The following is a 16,561-nucleotide window of genomic DNA, read 5'->3' as shown; positions in this document are numbered from 1 at the left end:
GTTGAACGCCTACGAGCTCAGATGGGACAATGGGGCCGGTGAGCACGGGTCAGGCACGTTCGTCGTGGGTGTACGACGAGATCAAGAAGATGATCATCAACGGGGAGTTGCGCCCCGGGGACGACCTCCGCGAGCGCGATCTCGCCGAAAAGCTCGGCGTATCGCGTGTTCCCGTGCGTGAGGCGCTGCCAATGCTGGAGCGCGCCGGCCTTGCACAACTTTCGCCGCGGCGCACGGCGCGCGTCACGGAGATCACCGAGTCAGATATCACCGACCACTTCGAGGTCCGCACGGCGCTCGAACCGCTTGCCGCCCGCCTCGCGGCGCAACGCGTGTCCCACGGTGGCGACCCCACCGCTCTGCAGGCGTCCCTCGCTGACGCGCACGATGCCATGACCCGCCACGACGACCAGGCCTTTCATAGCAGTAATTCGTTGCTGCACCTGGAGATTGAACGATTGGCGGTCAACCCTCTGCTGGATGAAGTCATGGCGCTGCTGCGAGAACGCAAGGCCCGACTCAATGCCATTGATCCGGGTGGCCACGCCCAGGATCGGCACCAAGAGCACGTCATCTTGGTGGACGCCATTGCGCACGGCAACGTCCGGCTGGCCGAGGCGTCCGCGTTGACCCACGTCGAACTCGGACATTCGCGTGTAACGCGGGCATTGCACGAGCGCGACAACCGATTGCGTATCGCCGACCCCCGATCAACGCCGGCCTGACACCACAAGCGCAGACCCTATGGCGGCCCCGTCTGCAAGTTCGAGTAGGCAGCAAAGACCCTACGGAGATACTCAATCTCGGTGGGCTGGATCCCTTTTAGCCTGCATCGTCGAGGCTCCAGTAGTTCTCCGCTTGTCTGACGATGTCTCTCTTGTATCGGGACCTCAGCTGATCGATCACCGCGATCGTGCGCGCCGTCAGCTCCTCACGAATCCCGCTCTGCGCGTGAGCGAATGGGATGAACGCACGCAGTAGGTCAGGCGCATCCAACACGATCTCCAACGGTGTGTAGGAGTCGTCGTAGTACGGGCTACCGATCGCCCGTTCAACGCGGATATCGCTCCACCGCAGCGGATCACCACAACCAGTCTCGATGAGCTCTAGCAGCAGATCCCGGTGGCCGGGGCCAGCGAAGGGCGATGCTGAGTCGCTGGCGAAGAACCTGTCGCACAGCTGCCCGGCCGCCACCCAGTCAGTGGGTGGCCGGTGTGCACCACCCTCGTGCTTCGTATCGCATCCCCGAAGGTTGAGCCCCTTCGCGTCCAGGTCTGACGGCGTTTGTCGGTGCTCGCCTTCATACTGTGCGGCTCGCTGGAGATTCCACGCCGAGCGAGAGGACACTCCGATGACGCTGCGAATCGCCACGCTGAACATCCGCCATGGCGGCAATATGTCTGCTGATGCGCTCGCCGCACGACTGTTGGGCTACGACGCCGATCTGCTGGTGGTGACCGAGTTCCGGGCCAACGACACCGGCGCTCGCCTGATCGCCCAACTCGAACGCGCCGGGTATGAGACCACTCACCCTGGGGCCGATCCGAAGCAGAACACTGTGCTCATCGCGTCGCGCACCCCGATCGACCGCGCATCGCGCTTCACCAGGGACCTGCCCGCCCGTCACCTGTGGTGCGCCGAGTTCGACGGGACCATCGTCTGCGGCGTGTACCTGCCACAAGCCCACGCAAAACTTCCGTACTGGGAGGCCTTGATCGACCGGGCCCGACGCAGCGAAGTCGACCTGCTCATCGGCGACTTCAACACGGGCAACAACAATCTCGACAAAGATCCCAAGGGCACCAAGTTCATCGGACCTGAGATGCCTGGTCGCCTGATCGCATCCGGATACGTCGACGTGTGGCGGTCTCTGCACCCGACGGTCCGCGAGTATTCATGGTTCAGCCGTCCCGGCGACAACGGGTTCCGACTCGACTACATCTTCGCCGCACCTGAGTTCGCGCGACGCGTCCGCGTCTGCGAGTTCGACCACGCGCCGAAGCTCGCCGGAGAGACCGACCACTCGGCGCTGGTCGCGGCGTTTGACTGAAGCTCAGGAAGGAGACCATGAACAACCAGAGGTTTGTACGGTGTACCCGGTGGCCGACGAGCATCCTCCGCAGATCGAAAATGCTTGAACTGTATCGAGTTCGCGTGACGGTGACGTCCTACATGCGCTCCGATATGGGGACGGTTGACCTCGCCGTGCACGGGTGCGAGCTCGGTGCGACAGCGCAGGAAGCGGTCGACCGCACCAAGGAGTATGTCCTTGTGCGGCTGCATCGAGTGATTACGCAGTGGGGTGGAACGTTTGAGCGGTGGTGGGCCAAAGACGAGTACGGCAATGTCCTCGCATCACGCAATGACTATCGACGGCCTCGGCGGCCGGAGACGTGGAGCTAGGGTCAATCTCGAACCGACCACACCCCGAATGCCCACGGGCCGTGGTAACAAGGTCAAGTGTCCAACGCCATCGATCCCCTGCTGCTCGTTCAGCGCGTGGTGGCGATCTTAGAGACCGGCGCCCGGGTGGCGACGTACAAACTGGCCACCCTCATGGCGCTCATCGACCATTGCATCGAGAACCTGCCGGAGCATCCGTCGGATCCGTTGACGGTACCCATCCCCGATTTGGCACACCGGGTGCTGGGGCTGTACTGGCGCTAGGTGCGCCCGTTCGAGGGTCACGACCTGCGGCAGTCCACCGGCGAACACGAACGAATTCCACGTGCCGCCAGGGTGTTACCGCTCGACTGCGGCCGGCCCGTCGCTGAGTGTCGCGATGACGACGGCGCCGGAGGTCTATCAGGCATCCATCGATGACACCGGCTTGTGCCTGGCGCAACAGCCGTTGTTCCGGCTGCAACGGCTACCGGGAGCCCGCACCAATGAGCCGTTTCTCTACGACGACAGTTTTCTGCATCCCAACGTCTCCCGCCGGACGCTGCGCGCCCACGGTGACGCGATCGAGTTGATGCCCTGGGTGGCGGCCGGCCTGGCCCGGCTCGCCGGACTGCTCAAACCCGCCTTGGAGATCATGTGGGTCGACGATGTGCGACGAATGAACAAGTTCCTCACCGCCGAGGTGCCCGATATCGCGGGCCATCTGTTCGGCCGGGACCGCACCGCACTGGCCGCCGTGCGGTAGCCGTTCAAGCAGGCATTCACGCCGCACTGCTTCTACTGCAAGGCGCACCTGCCGGCGGACAACCCGATCGACCATGTGCTGCCGTGGTCGTTGGTCGGTATCGACGGCCTGGCCAACTGGTGATGGCCTGCTCGCGGTGCAACACCGACAAGCGCCACGAGCTGCCGGCGGTCGAGATCGTCACCGAGGTGCTGGGGCGCGATCGGGCGGTGCTGGAGCAGATCGCCGACGAAATCCGTTGGCTCACCGAGTACAACCGGGTGGTGGCTGCGGCCCGCGGGGTCTATGCCAACCAGTCGTCGGGGATTGCGACGTGGTTGGGGTACAAGTCGAGTGCCCGGCTGGATATCGCATTCGTGCCGGGGTGGTTCCGGGGGATGACGATCAACCCGTGACGGTTGCGGGCTGGACGACGCCATCGAACGCCGGCCGAAGTTGCGGGAACGCTGCACCACCGGTCTCGGTCGCCACGGGCTGATTGAAACTGGTTCTCGATTTCCGATACGCCTGCACGCGTGACCGACGCCGCATGACGCCAGGTGAAGGAGATCCTGACGGAAATTCCGCGCCGACTTCGGCGCAAAACCGGCCAGGACAGACATGGCTTAAGACGCCACGACAAAATCTGAGTCGAACTCAACGGCTAAAGACCACGAAACCTTGCCAGCGAAAATCACACATCTACTGACCCACCACGACAGACTGGCACGATATTCAGCAGATGTCGGAGTAAACGTATGAAGAAGATGCCACACCAGCAAAGACCTGTATCGCGTGCCATACCCCTGCGAAACCTCATGGGGGACGTGGACCCGACCGCATACAAGCTGCACTGTGCGGTGCATAACGGCGAGGTCGAGCCGATCGACGTCTTGGCTACTGACTGGGACGAGTGGGTCGGATGGAGTCAGTGGCGCGGCGCGCGGGATCATTTCAATCGAACCTTCATCTTCACGATGGCGCGAGTCCCGAAGACCCCGAGCCAATGGCTGTTTGGCGGTGTATTCGAGGTCACGGGTCGTGCATCGATAGCCAACGCTCGGTCGTACGACCTCCAACTGCGCGACGAGATCATGGGTGAGTACATCAAACGTCTCGTGATCGACTTCCGCCCGACAGGCCGCATCATCCGGCGAAACTTGGAGACCGACCTGGACCAAATGACCGTAGCAGCAATCCACGACAAGCCCTACGAAGGTGATGCCTTTCCGGGCCACGACCTCATCAATCACACCTTCCGCGACCTTCGGACCATCGTCCGTCAGAGTCGTCCGGACTGGCGCATCGCGTTGGAATCCATGAAGGGCGTCTACGTCATCCACGATCAACTCACCGGCGAGCCTTACGTTGGCGCCGCGTATGCCGACGAGGGAATCTGGCATCGCCTATGCGGTTATGCCGAGACTTTGCATGGAAATAATGTTGGGCTCAAGACTTTGCTCGCCGCCAAGGGCGAGGAGTACGCACTGCAAAACTTGCGCTTCGCACTGTTGGAGTTCTGGTCCAAACGCACCGAGGATCAGCGGGTGATTGACCGCGAAACGTATTGGAAGCAAGTCCTACTGTCACGCCGGCTCGGCAACAATCGAAACTAACTCTAGGCGCTTGTCCTCCACCACTTTTGCGGGTAGTTGTCGCTGGGTACGGTGAGGGGGACCCATTTGATGGTCCAGTCGCTATGCGGCTTGGGGTTGGTGGGTCGTGGTTCACTGTAGGGCGAACTCGGCTGGGCTGAGTTCGCCCTGGGCGGAGTGGGTTCGGTTGGCGTTGTAGTCGATCCTCCAGTCTTCGATGATGACCCGGGCTTCCAGCAGGGAGTCGAACCGCCAGGAGTTGAGCAGCTCATCGCGCAGGCGGCCGTTAGACGATTCGATCCATGCGTTCTGCCAAGGCGAGCCGGGGTCGATGAACAAAGAGCCGGTGCCGTTGAACCGGCACCAATCGTTGACCGCGTGCGCCACGAACTCCGGGCCGTTGTCAAAGCGCACGTAGTGTGGTGGGCCATGCATCAGGGCCAGACGCTCGAGGACATCGACGACGCCATCGGCGTCGATGGACCGATCAACTTCGATAGCAAGGGCCTCACGGGTGAACTCATCGATCGATCACGTTGAGCATCTTCAACGTTCGCCCATCGGCAGTGGTGTCGAACTGAAAGTCCATCGCCCAGATGACGTTCGGCCGGACCGGGCACATCGCCCCGACCGCGGTTCCGATGCCGGTGAGTCGTTTCTTGCGGCGGCGCTGTGGAATTCGCAGGCCCTCTTCGCGCCATAATCGGCGGACGCGTTTGTCGTTGACGGTCCAGCCTTCTCGCCGGGCCGTCTTGGCTGCTCGTCGCCAGCCCCAGCGGGGCCGGTCGACGGAGAACTTCCGCAGCCAAGCCTGCAGCTCGGCTTCCTCATCACTGATCGGCGCCGGCGCCAGGCGCATCGTCGAGCGGTGGATACCCACCACCGCACACGCCCGCCGTTCGGAGGCCCCCGAAACGTCCACGCAGCATCGTCACCGCGCTGCGCCTGGGGTTCGGGGTTAGAAGTTTTCCGCCGAAAATTCCTTGAGCATGTCGATATCGAGGGCCTGGTTGGCGACCAGCTTCTTGAACCGGGCGTTCTGGGCCTCGAGTTCTTTGAGGCGTTTGGCGTCGTTGGCTTTCATGCGGCCGTACTGGGCGACCCAGCGATGCCAGGTCGACTCGGTGACTTCCAGGTCCCGGCCCACCTCGGACAGTTCTTGTCCGGTCCCGAGAAGCTTGTTGCCCTCGGCCACTTTGCGGATGATCTGATCCGGCGTACGCCGCCGGCGCTTGTTCGATGCCATGTCGTCGTCGATTCTTCCTGCCCAAACACCTGGGCAACAGAGTCGCACAACAACTGGACCACTACGAAGGGCTCACCTCACTGCCACCAGCGCTTGTGCCCGCTTCGCGGGGCGACGTTCGAGGGTCTCAACCCTCCGTTTTTGGACGAGTGCCACTCCAAAGCAATCTCCGGGTATCCGACACGACTGACAGCGTTGAGTTCGCAGCGGTCTCTACCTTCGCCCGCGCGGCCGATGCCGATGCCGCCACTGAGGCCCCGACGATTACATTAGGGGCGGAGCGTCGTGGCGCGTCCATCCCTCGTTACGTGCGAAGCGCAGAACGTCAGTGCTCGTCGCGACGACCAGGACGTCAACTTCTTCAGGTAGCCGCAGGGCGGCCGCAGGGACCTCGCCGGGCGCCTCCTGCACCGTATGAATGAGGTTCGCCGCTGGGCCGTCGAGGCTCGCCATGAGCACCAGCACGTTCAAACCTGCGCGCCCCGCCAGAGACCTCCTGGCATTGGCGGACTGTTCGGAATCTAGCCAGTCCTGTAGGAACGCGGTGACGTCGTAGTCCAGATCCAGAGTGCGCGGATGAGCAGCGATCGTGCCGGACAACAAGATCCCTGGCTCCAATGCACTGTCCGGCACTACGGCGCAATCACAGTAGAAGCCAAGTGCTTTCGCCCCCCCGGGAAGTTCTCATGGTCGGCGAACGAGTCTGTAAGCCCGCGGGATTCGAGGTCCCCGGTCATCTGCGTCAGCGTCGCAATCAACGTCTTCACCTCGGGGGTCTGCCGGTTGCCGTCGAACGTGGCGGCTGCGCGCGAGACATCCCCGGACACCGCCCACAGGTGGCTACTCTCGACCGGGAAGTAGCGCTGCGGCAGGGACTCATAGAGGTCGATAAACTTGCGCAGCACTTTGCTGGTCAGTTCCTTCACCTCGACGATGTGGCGATGCGAGCTGAAGTCGGGGATAGATCCGCCAGCGAACGCCGGGTCCTGGTCGCAGACACGAGTCAAGTCCGCGTCGTCGAGCACGAAGGCGGCCGCCAGCCGTGCGCGCACCTCCACCGGTTTCAGCCGGCAGCCGCGATGCCCGCACGGAGCAGGTGCCATTTCGTCGGGGTGCATCAGGCGCGCATGTTGGCGAACGGGAGCCGGCCGTGATGCGCGTGGAACCGGGCAATCATGGCGGACTCGACGGCGGCCGCCTCCGTGTCATCGGTTTCACGCCACCCGACGAGGAGACCCGCGTGGTCGGAGAGCTGCCAGATCCGACGCCCCCCGGAGTGGCCGATGGGTTCGCCGGCACCGAATCGGCGAAACTCGTCAAGCCGCTTATAGAGCCCCCGTCTGCGATTGCCGCCGTGATTGGCCTTGCCGATGTAAACGACGCGGGTGCCGGGCACCCACAGCTGCTCCAGCTCGGCGACGGGCACGGTCGGGTCCTTACCCTTGAAGCGCCCCGCTGGTGAAACGTCGAGGAACACAGGCGGGTCGTCGGTGGGCCGCACAATGACGTACACACCCGGCCCGGTCGGGATACCGGCAGTGGGCAGCGCGGCAAACGGCACCCATTCGATGAAGCCGGAGAGGTCGATGGGCTCGGTTTTCACGGTATCGGTATCTCCCTGGAATGTCGCGGGGTGCGGATGCCTCAGCTCTATTAGTCCGAGGTCTTGGGATCACCGTTAGGTTCAGTGGCGGCGGGACTATCTTCGTGGCACCGCGATGCCACCTATTGGAGAAATTGCATGACGGCTTCAGGCCGCTTCTAACCGTCGGGACTTCACGGCCCGAGAGCTTGTGTGACGCCTTCGTTGACCGCGCGACAGCCCTCCGCACCACCCCAGCGCTAACCACAACCCTCTTCATGCGATCTAAACCTGTTTCCGCGCGAGTTGAGCCCAGGCGATGAAATCTGGTCCTGGCCATGCCAATTGGGTAGCCGGCACGGTCATTCCGTGTCTCAGCCATTCTTCCACATAATCCATATTGGTCGGAAGAAACGGCAACGCACCGATACCCACGTCGTCAATTGACGAGAAGAACGAGTGCTTGAGCCAACCATCAGAGTCGGCGCCCCCAAGAGGAAACAGCGCGATCGCGCGCACTACCGGCCGCCCCAGGGGATATTTCGGATACTTCACCACGATTGCGTCCCGGTACCGATGTAGTTGGCCAATTGCATCCACTGGAGGCCCTGGCGAGCCGAATGAACCCACATACTCAGGGGTCGTGTCGAGGCGGTACTTTGCATCGAGCAGCAGAAGTACCGGAGGCATACCACCACGACGGATCTCGACCACAATGTCTGGACGCTGCGTCCCCGACAGCATGCGGAACGACTGATTGTAAGTAACGTGCACCTCGCACGATTCAGCGAGCACCTTGACCGTGCTTTGTTGCCCAGGTACCACCATGAGCCGAAGTCCGTTGTCGCGCAGCTCAATTAAGCTGAATACCTCAACGGGTTTCTCAAGTACCGCTGATACACGATGAACCACGGCCAAGAAGCACCAAATCTCGTACAGCTCCGATAGATCTCTCATTGGAATGTCGAGGGCTTCGCCGCCCACCATGAGCGCCATGTTGAGACGCAGCAGTGCCAGATAGGCCTCACGATATCCGGGTCTACCCTGGAGAATCAGCGATGCGAACCCAGATGACACCCAGGATGAAGCGTCGGCAAGGGGCGATATCGCCAGGAATGGCGCCAGCGTCTCTTCCATCGCCGACAACTCCTCAGCGATAGCCTGGTTTCGGAGGTTCACCTTTCTACCGTGCGTGCGCTGAGACGCTACGAAGTTTGCACGAAGCTGGGCCAGAGACTGCGCGGCCCGCACGAGCTGGGCACGGAGCCAGCGGTTTTCGGGATTATCGAGTGTCTCATTTGGTTGCGATGCGGGGAGCCTCACGCGGTGCCGACCGATCCCTTCAGTCTGCTCCCACGTGCCTTCCCCCAACCCACGAGCGACCGCCCTACGTGTCGCGGCGGACGGGCGCCGAATGCGCTCGGTTCTCGTCATACCCGTCTCGCGCATCAAGAGCCTGTACGGATTCTCGGCGACGTACTTCAGCGCAGCTTGCAGCGAGTCTATTTCCTCTCGCAGTAGTAACAACCACTCGATTTGCCGGTTCTCATCAGTTGTTTCTGCCTCAGCTCCTTTGGTCGTAGCGCGAAGGAACTCCAACAACAACTGCCGTGCTAGACCACCGACTGCCGTAAGGAGGTCTTCGTAATCAGTCTCGTAGTCCAATTTGGAAGGTCGAACCTCGACGACAAGATCAGCGCTAGATTCACCGTCAGTGATTCTGAAACGGCTCTCCCCGACCTGCGACCGGAAGTTGATGTTTCCGCTCGCAACCTCGCCACGGCCCGGAATCGCGCGGACATCGCGGATCAAACTTGGATCTAGGTGGCTTACAACAGGCTTGAGACCACGGCGGCTAACGATGCTTAGTCGATAATTCGTCTCTTCAAAGATTCGAGGTCCCAGGCCAGAGTATTGGTACTGCGAAATCTGTTGCGAATCACCATCTATTGAGACAAATTGAATGTTATCGCGGACATCCGTTGCGACACGAAGCCGGGGTGACTGAGCCGTGCCGCGTCCGTCCCAGACGCTCGACCGGTTCGCGCCCTCCAGAGTGATCTCCCAGCGATCTGTCTGGATATGGAGATTCAATGGTCAGACCCAGTAGGAGGTAAAGCCGGTCTGAGCGAGTCGCTCCTGCATTAGCTCGACACGCTCGCGAGTCCTGCGGAAGCCGGACGGACCTTCTGAGTCCGACTCATCGTCGTTCTTGGCCGACGTCCATCCTTTCAAGTCCTCTAGCACATCCCGTAGGAGGGCTCCGCCGCCTTGGAGCCTTGGAAGGACTTTCATGCTTAAGCAGAGATCCAGCGGTGCGATGACAGACTCATCACCGTCGACAAAATGTTCCTGCGACGCAGCTGCGTTGAGACAGAACAACGCTACTTCGTCACGAACGCGAAAGCCGACCTGAAGTTGCGCGCGCTGAAGGCTCTCGTTGGCACGTACCAACGTGTTGACAGCATCCACGATCACCTGGTTGCTAGTCGGATCAGCAACATCTGACATCCGAAGATAGCTGGGTGACCACAGCGACGCGTCCCAGTGAGCGGGTTCAGGAGAAGGTCCAGAGGATGTTCCGTAAGCGGCCAAGTCAACCTCGGAGAGCTCCAACACAAACGCACGGTCCAACACCTTCCGAGAGAAGCCGTGCGTAGTCTCATCCATGTTTACAGTGCCGATGATCGCTACGTTGCTCGGAAGATAGACGGAACTCCAATCAGGGCCTTGAGGATCAGAACCTGATTTGTCTGGCGCCGATGCGTTGAGCACGTCGCTTACAATCACGTTGTCCGGACCTCGGCGCCGGCTCTCCATTACGCTGAGCACTTCAGCGAAGTAGTACTCAACACGAGCCACATTCATCTCGTCCAGAATGAACATGTACTGCGTCGCAGCGTCTTTGATCGCCATTTCGCACATCGCGAGCAGCCTTCCTGGCACGAAGTCGCGATTGAGACGTTCGTAACCAAGAAGGTCGCTTGAGTCCGTCCAGTCAGGCCGAACCGGAACAACGACCGCCTTTGCGCCCGTCGCTTCGGCGACGAGTTGCGGTAGCTTTGTTTTCCCCGTTCCCGAGATCCCCGCAAGGATCAGGAAAGGCTTGGTGCGGAGAGCAGTAACGAAAGTTGCCACTTGCCAAGGTTGGAACGTGAAACCTGTTCTTGAGATGTATTCGATTACGTCTTTCAAATTAGCATCCGCCGAAGTGGCCTGCGCTGGACGAGATGCACTCTGCGGCAGATAGTTTCGCGGGTCTGCCACCTCATCGGCGAATTCCAGCGTCATGCCGACCCTGTGGCTGATGGCGATTCAGCCGCGCTCATCGGCAGCTCAGACGGGGGCTTCTGATCGGCCTCCGTATCCTCGTCCTCAAGACGAAAAAGCGCCTCTATTTCTTGGCTGGTCAATCCCATATCCGACTTGAACCTGGCTTCCAGCTCCGCCCGGTCAGGCAATACACCGGCGTCCGCTTCATCGAGGTCTGTGGTCCGATAGAACCAAATGGCCACGTCTATGAGCCGCGGCCTCTCATCCACCCGTCCGCTCTGTATAAGAAACGTCTGCAGCTTTTTCGACGAGAGGGAACGACGCTTAATCGCTTTCGGTCGAGTAGTCAGGACCTCATAGGGAGAGTTATCCTGCGCGGACCAGCCATGCATCGTAACGGAAGGCCCGTTCGATCGAAACTTCGGACTTTTGTAATCTGCTTGTCGGCCAAAGGGATTGAAGTAAGGGTTCCCTTCCCGGGTCGTATCCCAGAGCGTGAACTCTTCCAATGCCCGAATGAACTGAGGAACTGATTCCGCCAGGCCAACTTCGTCCTCGCCCTTCAACTCGAGCGCGCGAAGCCCAATGAGGTACTCACACAGTCGGCCCTTCGCGGAGGAACGGCCCAGTTGCTTCACTGCATGTCGGACCTCAGTTTCCGACAGATACTTTGACATCAATTCTCCAGTTGCGCCATCTCGCGTAGCGAGTCCGCCATTTCATCACAGTAATCAGGATTAAGGTCAATTCCGATACTGCGGAAGCCATGCCTACGAGCGAACCGTAGACTCGTGCCGCTTCCCCCGAATGGATCAAGTACGACACCATTCGGCGGAGTTGTAGCTAATACAGGAATCCGTACTAACTCTTCGGAGAACGAAGCGCGATGCACCTTGGAGCCTCTAGATGGCGGCACCACCCAAGTATCGAGCGGTGGCAGTGAACGCCCACTCTGCGACGGCCGTCCTACTGAACTTCCGTCGAAGTAGTACCAGCGCTCTTTAGTCATATGGAAAACATACTCGTGGCTGATTGAGCAGCGGTCGCGAACCTGATCCGGAATTGGATACGGTTTAATCCACACATTGTCATTCCGGATGAGCCAGCCCAGGTCTTGCATCCCAATCGCGAAGCGATGAGGTATGAGCAATAGCTGTTTCGGGCGAGCCCACAACCCGTCGCCGGGAAGGTCCTGCGGCCGAACTCCAAACCGTCGCGCGCTCTGTTTCGTCTCGCTGCTCTTGTGGGCGCCCTTACCGCTCCAATACGTATCCCCCAAGTTGACCCACAGGCTACCGGTGTCTTTGAGGACCGGGCGGCACATCTCGAACACTTCCACTAGCGAATCGACGAACTCCCGCGGATGCGCTTCCAGCCCAATCTGGCCGTCCACACCGTAGTCTCGCTGACCATAGAACGGTGGCGAGGTGACGATGCAATCGACTTGAAGACTCTCGTTTGCCAGGAGTTGTAGGACCTTCGTCACATCACCCTTAAAAACCAGTGACCGATCGTCCGCATAATGCGCCTTTGCCTGTAAAGCGGGCGATTCGAAGACTGCAGCCGGCGTTTCGACAGGATGTAACGCCCGGTTTGCTGGAGTGTCTTTCAGGCGGCCGTCCGGTAGGCGTGACGCGCTGGACGGAACCGCGGGTCCGCGCGGTACTCTAGACGCCATCGACCCTCCTTAATCGCAGAGATGTTCGAGCAGAATCTACCGTCAATCCGTGGCGAGGCGCCGCGGACACCCCGAGAGTCTTAGGCTAGGCCTGTGAGCGGGTGGGTGGAGTCGGATCAGCGGTACGGCGTCAGCGTCCAGAGGGGCACGCCCGACGTACCCGACGACGGAAGGTATCACGTCGTGGTGGACGGAGAGATCGTCCTTTCCACCCGAGTTGAGGCTGCTGCGCTGGCTGAATATCACGACATTAAGGATCAACGCCAGGCGCCCCGGAAAAAGCGCCTACAAGAAGAAAAAGCTGAGGCCGCATATCAGTCTATGCGAGAGGCCTTTTGGAACAAAAAGGTAACACGGGACGCACGGAAGGGCGGTCGCACATAGTCACGACCTATTGACTTAATAGTAGCGCCTTATTATCAATGCTAAGAGCGTTAACGACGCACGCTTTGCCGCCATGCATTCCAGGCGCACTCACTTTCCTCTTCGTCCACATATCGAAGCTCTAGATCCCGAGCGACTCTCTTCTGTATTTTTGATTGAGCTTGCTCCGAGAGCACCTGAACGAAGCGATTTAAACTGACGTTACGAGCTAGCAGCGGTTCAGCCAGTTCCGTCGCGTACTGAGCAACCAGGTCCGACGCTCGGTCATCCCCGTCGTGGTGCAGCACCACCAAGCTCGGGCACATCTTTGGGACCGATGAAACGTCTTTGGAAACTGCCGCTGCAAGCGCATGACACCGGACCAACTGATTGAGTTCGCTCGTTTCTAGGACGCGATCGGCATCAACCCACAGCTCACATTCGCTCGCGAGCTGCCGATACTCGGGCGTATTGATATCAACGCGACGGCTGTTGAACCGGTCGCAATACTTAATTTCGATGACAACGAGTTGTTCACCCGCGGGCGTAGCAATCATTACCAGGACGTCGAGCCGAGTGCCATCTCGCAGGTACGCGCTGCGGCGGCGAGGGGCATACTCAACCTCTATCCATTTGACGGCCTCGATATCGTCACGATTGAGGACTTTTCGGAGCAGACGAGCGGCCCAGGTTGGAGACTCGACCAGCAGCCCGATCATATTGAGCATCAACGCTTGGCTAGATGTCAGATACTTTGTGCACCGGGTGGGATCAAGGCCCCACCCCTCCGCGTGGCGCTGATGGAATAGCCGTCTCGCGGCCGTGGAGGTGAAGTTCATTCCCGCGCGGGCGTCTGCGTCCGTGAGGATGCTTCCAAGTGCCTGGGGTCGCGAGCCGGATGTGAATCCGAACGTACCTCGATTGAGAACCACTGCCCTATACCAGGACTGGTGAAAACGCACACGGCGAGCTAGCGGCGAATCGCCCGCCCGTTGAGGACCAATCCCGCTCAGCACTCCGCATGTGGAATCCACGTCACACGGCGTCTCCGACGTCTTAGCTGCCGAGATCACCACCGCAGTCTAATCGGCAGCTCGTACATGCCGGAAAAACAACTGGGTCAAGCCAAACGTGATCCGGCCGTGAAGTCAGCGACTTATCGGAGTCCACTAACACGCGCGCGGCAGCGCCGGAGAATGATGGTAGCTGTCCACTGAAGTGAGCCCTCATGCGCCACATAGTCCGCCGGCCCCAAGAAGATGTACGGCGCGGCACCGAACGCATTGGTCTTCGTCTCGCGCACGAACAGCAGAATGTGCGACCCGCGCTCACTGTGATGGATGTACCGCTGCCCGGTCGGTGACGCCGCCGAGGTCGTTGACTGCGACTCCCAGTGGCACAGCTCCGGGCTCAGCGCGAAGTCCCGGTACATGGCCGGTCTCATAGTTTACCCGCACCTCCGCGCCGAAGTCGTTGACCAATGCGTCGAGGGCGCGGGCGCCGGTGGTTCCCAAGTATGTGGTCGTGATGACCCGCAGCGGCACGCCGCGTTCACGCAGTTCGATGAGTTCACGTTCCAGCAAGCGCAGACCCTGCCACTTCACAAATGTACACAGCAGGTCGACGTGGTCTGCGCTGCCCAGCTCGGCCCGCAACTCCGCCGCCACCGTCGGCTCATTGCGGGCGTTCGTCATGAGTGCGGCGTCTGACAACGGTGTGGCGGGGCGCGGCAACTGGACCGTTCCAAGGGTTCTCGGACTCACGGCATCCAGCCGTAAGATCTTCGCGGAATCATTCTGATGCAGCGTTCTTGCTGCGCATCGATATCGCCAAGCACTCCAATAATGTTGCGCAGCAGTGCCGCTCGCGCCTCAGGACTACCGGCCGCCGCCAGCTGCCTTTCGATGAGCAGCGTGAGGTGCTGAGCGATGGTCAGCGCTTCTTCAGCGTCGTCGACCGTGCTGACGTCTGGCTGCGGGTCAGGTCGCTCCGCCTGGGCGGCGTTGAGTCGCTCAGTCAGCAGGGATTCGTACAGTCCAACGTCCACGCCGGGAGTCAACGTGCTGGGCAGACCGATGGGAGCAACTGGTGCGGTTCGCCATCCAGGGCAGGTGCCCCGACAGACCTCGACCTCCTAAGCCTGCGAGTCGACAACCTTGGCTATCTGGTAGCAGACCCGCGGTGCCGTCCCGCTTCCGCCCACGCCGCGAACGGTTCCAACGGTGAATCCGCGTCCAGCACGACGCCGCCCGGCCCGGTCATGGCCTCGGCGTGGACCATGACGTTGCCGGTGATGAGCAGTCCGGTTCCGCCGGCGCCCCACTGCCGGTACAGCGCGATCAGGCGCTCATCCGGCAGCTGCGCCCGCCCCGCCATGCCCTCTTCCATGGCCGCCTTGGCGATCCGGTTGCGCAGAACCTGGCCGGACCTCAGCCGCAGGGGCGTGAACAGTTCCTCCGACGTGCTCGACATGCGAATTCCCTCCAAACAATGTTAGCAGTGCTTACTCCTGCTTGCTGCTAACATACGGCGAGCATGTAAGCGGTGTCAACACTTGTGAGGTAAGTCCCGAATGCCCACGTCAACGAGGTCGTATCACCACGGCGACCTGCCCAGCGCTCTGGTGCAGGCCGCGCTGGAGCTGCTCGAGGAGGGCGGCGCGACCGAACTGTCGCTGCGCGCGGCGGCCCGTCGCGCAGGGGTATCCACCGCCGCGCCGTACCGGCATTTCGCCGACCGCGACGCGCTGCTGTCCGCGGTCGCCGCGGTGGGCTACAGCGATCTGGCCGAACAACTGGCCGCGGCGAACCCCTCACCGAAAACGCCGGACGACCTCGCCGACATCGCCATCGCCTACGTGAACTTCGCGCTGCAACGCCCCGGCCTGTTCCGGGCCATGTTCGCCGAACCCTGCGATCCGACCAGCCCCGAACGGGTCGCCGCCGTCGAGGCCATCAGTGAATATCTCAGATCGATTGTGCAGCAGGCGATTCCCACGTCAGATCCCGACGCGATGGCGAACGCCGTGTGGGCACTCGTGCACGGCCTGGCGTTCCTGCATCTGGACGGGAAGTTCGATGCGTCCTCCCCGGAAGCCGTTTCCACCACGATTCGCGCCGCGGTCGCAGCTGCGCTCGGCCAGCTCGCCTGAGGTCGCTAATCTCGGCACCATGGAGTGGCCACACGACGATGTCCTCCACGCGTGGTGGGTCCAGCCGAACCGGCTCCTCGCCGGTGAATACCCGGGGGCCACCACACCCGAGAACGCAGAAGCCAAGATCCGCGTCCTGCTCGACGCCGGAATCGACACCGTCATCGACCTCACCACCGAAGGTGACCGTCTGACGCCCTACAAAGAACTTCTCCGCGCGGCCGCAGAGAACTCCGGGCGCACAGCGCAGTACTTCGCGCATCCGATTCCCGACTTCGGCGTCATCGATGATGCGGGCTACGACGCAATCCTTGCGCGCATCCACTCCGAGTTGGACGCGGGCCGAAACGTCTACGTGCACTGCTGGGGTGGGAAGGGCAGGACCGGCACAGTGATCGGGTGCCTGCTCGCTGAATCCGGATTGAGCTACGACGACGTCATCGTCCGCATCGCCGAATTACGCGCAGGCACAAGGAAAGCCGCAGACGCCTGCCCAGAGTCCGCTGCGCAGCACGACCTTCTGCGAGCGCGCTGCGCCCGGTAGAT

The 16,561-nt window shown here is 61.1% G+C and carries 20 protein-coding genes and 3 pseudogenes; 9 read left to right on the top strand and 14 right to left on the bottom strand.

Annotated elements, in window-relative coordinates; genetic code table 11:
* The first annotated feature begins 38 nt into the window (after positions 1–38).
* Positions 39–725, top strand: coding sequence for a GntR family transcriptional regulator (locus H977_RS32545; protein WP_231395877.1), 687 nt, complete (start codon positions 39–41; stop codon positions 723–725).
* A 97-nt stretch (positions 726–822) separates the two neighbouring features.
* Here H977_RS32545 and H977_RS32540 read toward each other — a convergent pair whose 3' ends face one another.
* Positions 823–1,194: a hypothetical protein gene (locus tag H977_RS32540; protein WP_051288671.1), complete on the bottom strand. Its 372-nt coding sequence runs from the start codon at positions 1,192–1,194 to the stop codon at positions 823–825.
* Positions 1,195–1,351: 157 nt separating this feature from the next.
* On the opposite strand from H977_RS32540, the gene H977_RS0104560 reads away from it, so the two are divergent.
* From H977_RS0104560 to H977_RS0104535, 6 genes are all read left to right on the top strand, one after another.
* Positions 1,352–2,050: an endonuclease/exonuclease/phosphatase family protein gene (locus H977_RS0104560; protein ID WP_029106746.1), complete on the top strand. Its 699-nt coding sequence runs from the start codon at positions 1,352–1,354 to the stop codon at positions 2,048–2,050.
* 104 nt (positions 2,051–2,154) lie between these two features.
* On the top strand, positions 2,155–2,403 hold the full coding sequence (locus H977_RS0104555) for a hypothetical protein (protein ID WP_155946520.1): 249 nt from the start codon (positions 2,155–2,157) through the stop codon (positions 2,401–2,403).
* 57 nt (positions 2,404–2,460) lie between these two features.
* Positions 2,461–2,667 carry a DUF8808 domain-containing protein gene (locus tag H977_RS35785; protein WP_029106744.1) on the top strand — a complete coding sequence of 69 codons (207 nt, stop codon included), beginning with the start codon at positions 2,461–2,463 and terminating at the stop codon, positions 2,665–2,667.
* A gap of 115 nt (positions 2,668–2,782) precedes the next feature.
* On the top strand, positions 2,783–3,148 hold the full coding sequence (locus H977_RS35780) for a hypothetical protein (protein ID WP_029106743.1): 366 nt from the start codon (positions 2,783–2,785) through the stop codon (positions 3,146–3,148).
* 83 nt (positions 3,149–3,231) lie between these two features.
* On the top strand, positions 3,232–3,543 hold the full coding sequence (locus H977_RS35775) for a hypothetical protein (RefSeq protein WP_231395876.1): 312 nt from the start codon (positions 3,232–3,234) through the stop codon (positions 3,541–3,543).
* Positions 3,544–3,885: 342 nt separating this feature from the next.
* Positions 3,886–4,743 carry a GIY-YIG nuclease family protein gene (locus H977_RS0104535; protein ID WP_155946519.1) on the top strand — a complete coding sequence of 286 codons (858 nt, stop codon included), beginning with the start codon at positions 3,886–3,888 and terminating at the stop codon, positions 4,741–4,743.
* Positions 4,744–4,854: 111 nt separating this feature from the next.
* Here H977_RS0104535 and H977_RS32530 read toward each other — a convergent pair.
* From H977_RS32530 to H977_RS0104470, 13 genes and pseudogenes are all read right to left on the bottom strand, one after another.
* Positions 4,855–5,968, bottom strand: a pseudogene (locus tag H977_RS32530) (IS3 family transposase).
* A 77-nt stretch (positions 5,969–6,045) separates the two neighbouring features.
* Positions 6,046–6,129, bottom strand: coding sequence for a zinc-ribbon domain-containing protein (locus H977_RS36125; protein ID WP_353587406.1), 84 nt, complete (start codon positions 6,127–6,129; stop codon positions 6,046–6,048).
* Positions 6,130–6,232: 103 nt separating this feature from the next.
* The gene (locus tag H977_RS0104520) at positions 6,233–6,568 is read right to left on the bottom strand and encodes a hypothetical protein (RefSeq protein ID WP_155946518.1); all 336 of its coding nucleotides are present in this window, start codon (positions 6,566–6,568) and stop codon (positions 6,233–6,235) included.
* Between the two features lie 32 nt (positions 6,569–6,600).
* Positions 6,601–7,086: a hypothetical protein gene (locus H977_RS0104515; protein WP_155946517.1), complete on the bottom strand. Its 486-nt coding sequence runs from the start codon at positions 7,084–7,086 to the stop codon at positions 6,601–6,603.
* Positions 7,086–7,571, bottom strand: a complete 486-nt coding sequence (locus H977_RS0104510) for a hypothetical protein (RefSeq protein ID WP_029106737.1) — start codon at positions 7,569–7,571, stop codon at positions 7,086–7,088. Before H977_RS0104510 ends, H977_RS0104515 begins: the two co-directional genes overlap by 1 nt.
* Before the next feature lie 264 nt (positions 7,572–7,835).
* Positions 7,836–9,644: a DUF2357 domain-containing protein gene (locus H977_RS0104505; protein ID WP_081681616.1), complete on the bottom strand. Its 1,809-nt coding sequence runs from the start codon at positions 9,642–9,644 to the stop codon at positions 7,836–7,838.
* Between the two features lie 3 nt (positions 9,645–9,647).
* Positions 9,648–10,841 (bottom strand): McrB family protein, encoded by a 1,194-nt coding sequence (locus H977_RS32525; protein WP_051288670.1) that lies wholly within the window; start codon positions 10,839–10,841, stop codon positions 9,648–9,650.
* Positions 10,838–11,500: a hypothetical protein gene (locus tag H977_RS0104495; protein WP_155946516.1), complete on the bottom strand. Its 663-nt coding sequence runs from the start codon at positions 11,498–11,500 to the stop codon at positions 10,838–10,840. Before H977_RS0104495 ends, H977_RS32525 begins: the two co-directional genes overlap by 4 nt.
* Positions 11,500–12,501, bottom strand: coding sequence for a DNA-methyltransferase (locus H977_RS34695; RefSeq protein WP_081681615.1), 1,002 nt, complete (start codon positions 12,499–12,501; stop codon positions 11,500–11,502). The genes H977_RS0104495 and H977_RS34695 overlap by 1 nt, the downstream gene beginning before the upstream one ends.
* Before the next feature lie 434 nt (positions 12,502–12,935).
* Positions 12,936–13,880, bottom strand: a complete 945-nt coding sequence (locus tag H977_RS0104485; protein WP_353587404.1) for a PGN_0703 family putative restriction endonuclease — start codon at positions 13,878–13,880, stop codon at positions 12,936–12,938.
* 140 nt (positions 13,881–14,020) lie between these two features.
* A complete protein-coding gene (locus tag H977_RS36120) occupies positions 14,021–14,296 on the bottom strand; it encodes a DUF3427 domain-containing protein (RefSeq protein WP_353587217.1) in 276 nt (91 codons plus the stop codon).
* A 4-nt stretch (positions 14,297–14,300) separates the two neighbouring features.
* A pseudogene (locus H977_RS35770) lies at positions 14,301–14,911 on the bottom strand (phospholipase D-like domain-containing protein); the annotation flags it as partial.
* A gap of 122 nt (positions 14,912–15,033) precedes the next feature.
* Positions 15,034–15,336, bottom strand: a pseudogene (locus H977_RS0104470) (2,4-dienoyl-CoA reductase); the annotation flags it as partial.
* Positions 15,337–15,436: 100 nt separating this feature from the next.
* Between H977_RS0104470 and H977_RS0104465 the strand changes: the two are divergent.
* The gene (locus tag H977_RS0104465; protein WP_029106730.1) at positions 15,437–16,015 is read left to right on the top strand and encodes a TetR/AcrR family transcriptional regulator; all 579 of its coding nucleotides are present in this window, start codon (positions 15,437–15,439) and stop codon (positions 16,013–16,015) included.
* Positions 16,016–16,034: 19 nt separating this feature from the next.
* Complete coding sequence (locus tag H977_RS34365) at positions 16,035–16,559, top strand: protein-tyrosine phosphatase family protein (RefSeq protein ID WP_029106729.1); 525 nt, start codon at positions 16,035–16,037, stop codon at positions 16,557–16,559.
* Positions 16,560–16,561: the final 2 nt, after the last annotated feature.

Source organism: Mycobacterium sp. URHD0025 (assembly GCF_000426065.1).
Classification (GTDB): Bacteria; Actinomycetota; Actinomycetes; order Mycobacteriales; family Mycobacteriaceae; genus Mycobacterium.
This window is presented reverse-complemented; position numbering and strand designations above follow the sequence as displayed.